The following is a 6,421-nucleotide window of genomic DNA, read 5'->3' as shown; positions in this document are numbered from 1 at the left end:
AGTTTCTGAGAATAGAAAGTCAGGGCCTTATCTACGGAGCAGTATTAAATACTAGACGCACAGGCAAGCTCACTGACTTCGATGTGATAAATGATAGCTAATCATTTATCAATGAGAGATACAAGACGCAGAGCTAATTACGGTAAAAGCGCAGCGATTAATTAATACCGCCGATGTTGTTTTATACGATTGGTTAGTAAGCGATGATTTATTAAAAACGCTTCCTAAAAAAGCACAGCGAGTATTTGTAGGTAAACGTGCTGGTAAGCATTCGATGACCCAAGCTAACATTTGCGAACTACTGGTTAAATACGCACAACAAGGCTTAAACGTAGTGCGTTTAAAAGGCGGCGATCCGAGTATATTTGCATGTATTAACGAAGAAGCCGATGCGCTAACTAAGCATAATATTAATTTTGCGATTGTTCCGGGTGTAACAACGGCTTGTGCTACTTCTGCTTATACAGGTATTCCGCTAACAGCACGCGATGTAGCGCGTAGTGTTACATTTTTAACGGCGCAGTTTGCCGATCCTAACAAGCAACCTCATTGGCAAAATTACGCGTTTATGCCAGGAAACAACAACCCTACTTTAGTGGTTTATATGGGGCTTTCGCGCTTACAATCGCTAAGCAACGGTTTGCAATCAGTGTGCTGGCCAAGTAATACACCCATTGCACTAATAGAAAATGCCACTACCACTAAGCAAAAAGTAATTACCAGTACGCTTGAGCATGTTGTAAATGAGTATGCTAAACACAACCTTCAAGGCCCTACCCTAATTATGATTGGCGAAGTAATAAATCATAAAATGGCTATCAGCCCAGAGTTACTAAACAGTATTAATGTTAACGCAAGATAGATAATGAATAATGCACTTTTCGCGCTTACTACCTCCCCAGGAGTAGGCGCTTTTTTTGTTTTTAATTTGGGTTCAAGTTGTGTGCAATAACATGTTTAAATGCACCAAATAAGTTAAAAGTAATGGCAATTTAAATTATAGAAATACAGTGATAAACAAAAATTATACTTTAAGCAATTGTATTAGCTTGATTTTAAATTCAATGATGAAATTTATTAATGATTGGAACAGTGGTTGCACTTTAAAAACAAAAAAGTGTGGAATAATACCAATGGCGACAAGCAATCCTCTCACAAAACAGTTTTTATTAGCGGCTAAATATCAAGAAATACATGCCCTAAAGCAATTACAAAACAGTTGTGCCTCGCTTACTAAATTAGGCGATTTTGTACACCAGTTACAAAAAGAGCGCGCGATGAGTAATATATTTTTGGCCTCAAATCGCGAGCGATTCAAAAGCCAATTACAAGAGCAGATCCCTTTAAGCAACAGCGCACAAACTAATTTTTATGATTCACTTAAGCTAACATTTATAAACGACAACGCCGATACTGGCCATACTCGGTTATTTAATTTAATTACGTATAGCTTGCAAGCACTCGACGCATTACCCGTCTTGCGAAACCAAATAGCACAACAAAATATTAGTGCAGTGCATGCTACTCAGTCATTCACTCAGTTAATTGCTAGTTTACTCAATATTATTTTAGAGGCAGCCGATGGCGCAAGCGATCCCAAAATAACGCGCTTATTAGTCGCATTTTTTAATTTTATGCAAGGTAAAGAATACGCAGGACAAGAGCGAGCATGTGGTGCTCAAGCATTTGCAGCGAGTAAATTTACCACAGAGCAAAAACAACAACTCGCGCATTTTGTACAAGAGCAAAACCACAGTTTTGACTTTTTTAATGAATACGCCGATGCGCACCTTTTAAAATGTTTTGGCACACTAACAACACATCAGGTTAATAATCAGGTAGAGCAACTGAGAAGTTTACTGCAAAAGCTCGATGATGAGAACGCTCAACCGCTCTCACAACTGAGCGAAGTATGGTACGAGGTAACCACTACGCGCATAGATATAATGCACAAAATTGAACAAAATATAGCAGATCAGTTAATTGATACCGCAGCAATGCAAATAGCCTGTGCTCAACGTAGCTTAAATACAAATAAGCAGGTACTTAATAATATGGCAGAGCAACACATAGCCCCTACTTTTGGGCAATTAGCTATTAAGCAACAAGAGCCAGAAGTAAGCCAAAACATTGCGGCCGATAAGCTCAATAGTAATAAAAGTATGTACGATTTAATTATCGAGCAAAGCCAACATATTAAACAAATAAACCAAGCGTTACTTGATGCCAAAAAAGTTATTAGTGAGCAAAAAGTTATTCATCAAGCCAAGTACATACTTATTGAGCAATTAAAACTCACTGAAGAGCAAGCCCATAAACAGCTACAAAAACAAGCGATGGATTAGATGAAGCAGACGAGCTTCGATTGCCACAAAGTGCTTATTACTTTAATTCACAAACATCGATTGATGCTATTTTAGATACTTGGATGGAATTTTCGATCATTCTAAATTCACTAAATCGCAGCATGGGACTTGCCGATGCCTACCCATTTGTACTTACTCAAGCGGTGCGAACTAAGTTATCTTTCATCCATCATGCCATTCATAACAGGCTCAATTTAATGCCTGATTTGAGCATTGGAAAAGTGTAATAAAATAAGCTCAGTCCAAAAAACATTTTAATAAAGAGCCATTTATTCTTGCTATGACTTTTCATGCATAGGTAGGTGGCTTTTTTATGATGAGAAAAAAGCCGTAAAAATAGTATATCCCCAACTTTCTCGCTGAAGCTTTGTTAGTTTGTCACAGCGAGATTATTCTTAAGTCGACTTATGATTTTTTCTTGGTAAATACTAACTGTAGAAAACTTTTGTATTGAAACAAATAAATCCGCGAGCTTTTCGTTTGAGATATCAGAGATATTAATCCCTTTATATAAAATAGGCGCATTATTTTGTCTGGTTAAATTATCCGACAGTAAAAGATTTAATTTCACTGTACGTGCTAACTCTTCTTGATACAGAAAAAATTCTCTTAAATGTGTACTGACTATATCGTCTGGTTTTGATCTGTCTATCATCAAAATTTCGTCAATTAATCGGTTTAACCTGCTGCGAGACTCTATTGCTTCGTCGAGAATATCTAACCAATTAAGCTCTGTACTTGATAGTAAAGCTAAAAAATACACCGTTCGAGCTTTATTGTAATTAATAAAACCAGGCCACATAACATCTTCGCTAGATATTCTAAGTGCTTTATCAAACTGCTCAGCGGCAGATTTAAGATACATACTTACTTCTTCAAGTATTGATGGCTCTATAGTATTAATATTTTTTTGAGCCAACTCTAAACCATCAATCGACAAAATATCTACAGAGTTCATATTTAGCGACTCTCGTAATAAATGCATGCCTTTTTTGTTGTAATACAAACCTAGGTAATTATGGTAAATAGTTTTTGTCACTGGATTACGAAGAATTGGACCTCTCACATGAAGTAAGTCTGCATGAATATTAAAATTATCATCAGCTACAAAATTTTGGTAAGACACAACAGCTTTAAATAGCTTTATTGTTTCCGTTATTTGAATTGAATTACCTTTACTCACCGAGTGTAATATTTCACAGCGCCTATCAACTTCTGACAAAATTGTATCCATACGCTTTTTATAAAGTACTTTGTTAGTTTCTGATGCATTAAAAACAGCTGGAAATAAAACAATTAGGTCAATTATATATTGCAGGGTATCGGCAAAAAGAACGGCGGTTTCTGACTCTTTTTTTAGTTTATGCTCAATAGAGTCAAAAATTTCTTTCTCTAGTGTATTTTCATCTTGGGACTTAAACTGGTTAATCAACTCTGGAAGTGAGGTTACGTAATTTTCATTATCTAAAATGTTACCTTCCATTTTGCTAATATTATTTACACTATCAATTGATGTATATGTTCTAACAGTAATAAATAAAGCTAATACGGCTATACAAAAGCTTACTGTTGATATGGTAAAGCTTAGTAAATCTTTACCTTCTTTTAAATCATATACCCATACAGCAAGAAAAGCTGAAAGTAGAACAAGTAATAATATTGTAAAATATAACATTTTTGATGTGCGCATATGTCTTCCAGACTTGGGTCGAGCTAACAATCTAATATTGCTGATTTATAACACGAAAAACGCAGACTTCACACGCAAACTGAGAGTTACATAAGTTATTTATTATCGAGCTATAAAGCCTTTACTGAACGTAAATAATTAAATATCTGTATCACTCTTCCCACTTGCCCAGCGCTTGTTTGTCACTTTGTTTAAACTTAACCCAATTTGATGAGTCTTTAAAGTGCTCTTTTTTCCAAAACGTGGCATGGTTTTTTAAGTAATCCATTATAAATTGTGCGCCTTCGAACGCGGCTTGGCGATGGCGGCAAGTTACGCCTACAAATACAATTTGCTCGCCAAGTGCTAAGTAACCAACGCGATGAATAATGCATATTCTCGCCAGTTGCCAGCGAGTTTGTGCTTGCTCTGCAATAGATTGAAGCAGTTGCTCGGTCATACCAGGGTAGTGCTCAAGCTCAAGTGCAATAACATTATCGCCACTGCTGAACTCTCTTACCAAACCTGTAAAGGTGACAACAGCGCCATCGCTTTTGTTATTACTACAAAGCGTATTGTGCTCGTTACCTACATTAAAATCATTGGTTTGTACTAGAATATGTATGCTCATTAGCCACCTGTAACCGGCGGAAAAAAGGCAAGCTCATCCCCTGCTTTCACTATTTCGTCGCTTGATGACATAGTTTGGTTAAGCGCTGCAAGTAGCTCACGCTCCTCAAGCCACGGTTGCCAATGCGGGTATTGGCTCACTAATTTTAATTTAAGCTCTGAAATAGTAAGCGACTGCTCAATCTCAAGGCTTAATTTACTGCACTTTAACCGCTCTTTTAGTTGCCCAAAAAATAATATCTCTACATTTTGGGCGCTAGATATTGCATCGTTTGGATTAATCGCGTTGCCAACTGCCATTTTTGCCCCCAGCTTTTTGAGTAACGCGCATACCGCTAATTTCCATTAGTGGGTCGGCTGCTTTACACATATCAAACAAAGTAAGCGCAGCAACAGATACCGCTGTTAACGCTTCCATTTCGACCCCAGTTTTACCGGCAAGTTTGCAGTAGCTGGTTATTTTAATTTGGCTGTTTGCTTCATCAAGTTCAAAATCAACAGCGACTTTAGTAAGTGCAAGCGGATGACAAAGCGGGATTAAATCGGCGCACTTTTTAGCGCCTTGAATACCCGCAATACGTGCCACGCCTAACACATCGCCCTTTTTGTTTTGATTGAGCATTACTTGCTCAAAGGCAAGCTTACTCATGCTAATAAAGGCTTCAGCTGAGGCATCGCGCAAGGTTACGTCTTTGAGCGATACATCAACCATATTAGCTTGGCCGTTTTCGTCAACGTGGCTCAACATACTATTGCTCACGCGATTCACACTTTTTACCAATGGTAATGTGCGGTACAAAGTTACACGGTTTATGCATTGAGTTAAGTTGATCTTTTATAATGCCTGTCCACGCTGTTTTACATGCGCCTGTTGAGCCTGGCATGCAAAAAATAACGGTGTTGTTAGCAAGCCCTGCCAATGCACGAGACTGAATAGTTGAATTACCAATTTCGCCGTACGATATATGTCTAAATAGCTCACCAAAGCCGTCTACACTTTTATCAAACAGCGGTGCAAATGCCTCAGGTGTTGAATCGCGTTCAGTAAAACCTGTACCGCCAGTCACTAAAATAGCATGAATGGTGTCATCGGCTATCCACTGCGATGCAATAGCGCGCATTTGGTAGACATCATCTTTAACAATTTCTTTATCCGCTAAGTGATGACCCGCCTCAGTTAGCGCTTTAATTAAGTAATGACCAGAAGTATCGGTAATCGCATCGCGCGTGTCGCTTACGGTAAGTACGGCAATGTTTAAAGGTATTTGTGTATCGCTTGTGTGGCTCATAATGTTTTTCTCAATTGATTAATGCTTTGGTCAAAATGCTCATTTACAGCTTTAAATTGCGCCGGTGTATTGGTGTTTATTAATGCATGCGCTTTATTACATAAAAGCGTTTGCACACCAATGCTTTGGGTAAACTGTTTTATTGATTTATGACAGTTTGCGTTTGTGAGTATGTGTTTTAAATGATTTTTTACACTGCTTGTATTACGAATATACAGCGGTAGCGGTTCATTTTCAAAGTGCCAAGCCTGTATTTGTGACTGATTTAATTGATTGTTCATACTTTGTACGTTATTTGTCTGAGAAGCCAGCACTATTGTGCTTAACAAACTACTTGTGAGTCATAGGTAGGTACTTAAGAAAAATATTAAGTACAGCCTTAAAAATTTGGCTCTACCCCATACTGAAATACTCCTGTTTTTCGATCGCGTTTGGGGTGTGCCCTAGCTGCATTTTTCCTCAGAAAG

General features: G+C 37.8%; 7 protein-coding genes and 2 pseudogenes. 3 read left to right on the top strand and 6 right to left on the bottom strand.

Features of this window, described 5'->3' with window-relative positions:
- Positions 1-124 precede the first annotated feature (124 nt).
- From cobA to H4J63_RS19330, 3 genes and pseudogenes are all read left to right on the top strand, one after another.
- Positions 125-862, top strand: a pseudogene (gene cobA, locus H4J63_RS19340) (uroporphyrinogen-III C-methyltransferase); the annotation flags it as partial.
- Positions 863-1,133: 271 nt separating this feature from the next.
- Positions 1,134-2,345: a nitrate regulatory protein gene (locus H4J63_RS19335; protein WP_182198049.1), complete on the top strand. Its 1,212-nt coding sequence runs from the start codon at positions 1,134-1,136 to the stop codon at positions 2,343-2,345.
- A 20-nt stretch (positions 2,346-2,365) separates the two neighbouring features.
- Positions 2,366-2,593, top strand: coding sequence for a putative zinc-binding metallopeptidase (locus H4J63_RS19330; protein ID WP_259365851.1), 228 nt, complete (start codon positions 2,366-2,368; stop codon positions 2,591-2,593).
- 143 nt (positions 2,594-2,736) lie between these two features.
- Here H4J63_RS19330 and H4J63_RS19325 read toward each other — a convergent pair whose 3' ends face one another.
- From H4J63_RS19325 to H4J63_RS19300, 6 genes and pseudogenes are all read right to left on the bottom strand, one after another.
- Positions 2,737-4,056 carry a hypothetical protein gene (locus H4J63_RS19325; RefSeq protein WP_182198047.1) on the bottom strand — a complete coding sequence of 440 codons (1,320 nt, stop codon included), beginning with the start codon at positions 4,054-4,056 and terminating at the stop codon, positions 2,737-2,739.
- Positions 4,057-4,207: 151 nt separating this feature from the next.
- On the bottom strand, positions 4,208-4,666 hold the full coding sequence (moaE, locus tag H4J63_RS19320) for a molybdopterin synthase catalytic subunit MoaE (RefSeq protein ID WP_182198045.1): 459 nt from the start codon (positions 4,664-4,666) through the stop codon (positions 4,208-4,210).
- Positions 4,666-4,965: a MoaD/ThiS family protein gene (locus tag H4J63_RS19315; RefSeq protein ID WP_182198043.1), complete on the bottom strand. Its 300-nt coding sequence runs from the start codon at positions 4,963-4,965 to the stop codon at positions 4,666-4,668. The genes moaE and H4J63_RS19315 overlap by 1 nt, the downstream gene beginning before the upstream one ends.
- Entirely contained in the window at positions 4,943-5,413 is a 471-nt protein-coding gene (gene moaC / locus H4J63_RS19310) for a cyclic pyranopterin monophosphate synthase MoaC (RefSeq protein ID WP_024593775.1), read from the bottom strand. Before moaC ends, H4J63_RS19315 begins: the two co-directional genes overlap by 23 nt.
- Before the next feature lies 1 nt (position 5,414).
- A complete protein-coding gene (gene moaB / locus H4J63_RS19305; protein ID WP_007585240.1) occupies positions 5,415-5,954 on the bottom strand; it encodes a molybdenum cofactor biosynthesis protein B in 540 nt (179 codons plus the stop codon).
- Positions 5,951-6,295, bottom strand: a pseudogene (locus tag H4J63_RS19300) (molybdenum cofactor guanylyltransferase); the annotation flags it as partial. The gene moaB and the pseudogene H4J63_RS19300, both read right to left, overlap by 4 nt.
- Positions 6,296-6,421 lie beyond the last annotated feature (126 nt).

It is taken from the genome of Pseudoalteromonas sp. 5Ae-yellow, from assembly GCF_014077565.1.
Classification (GTDB): domain Bacteria; phylum Pseudomonadota; class Gammaproteobacteria; order Enterobacterales; family Alteromonadaceae; genus Pseudoalteromonas.
The sequence above is the reverse complement of the archived record's forward strand: the minus strand, read 5'-3'. Positions and strand labels throughout refer to the sequence as shown.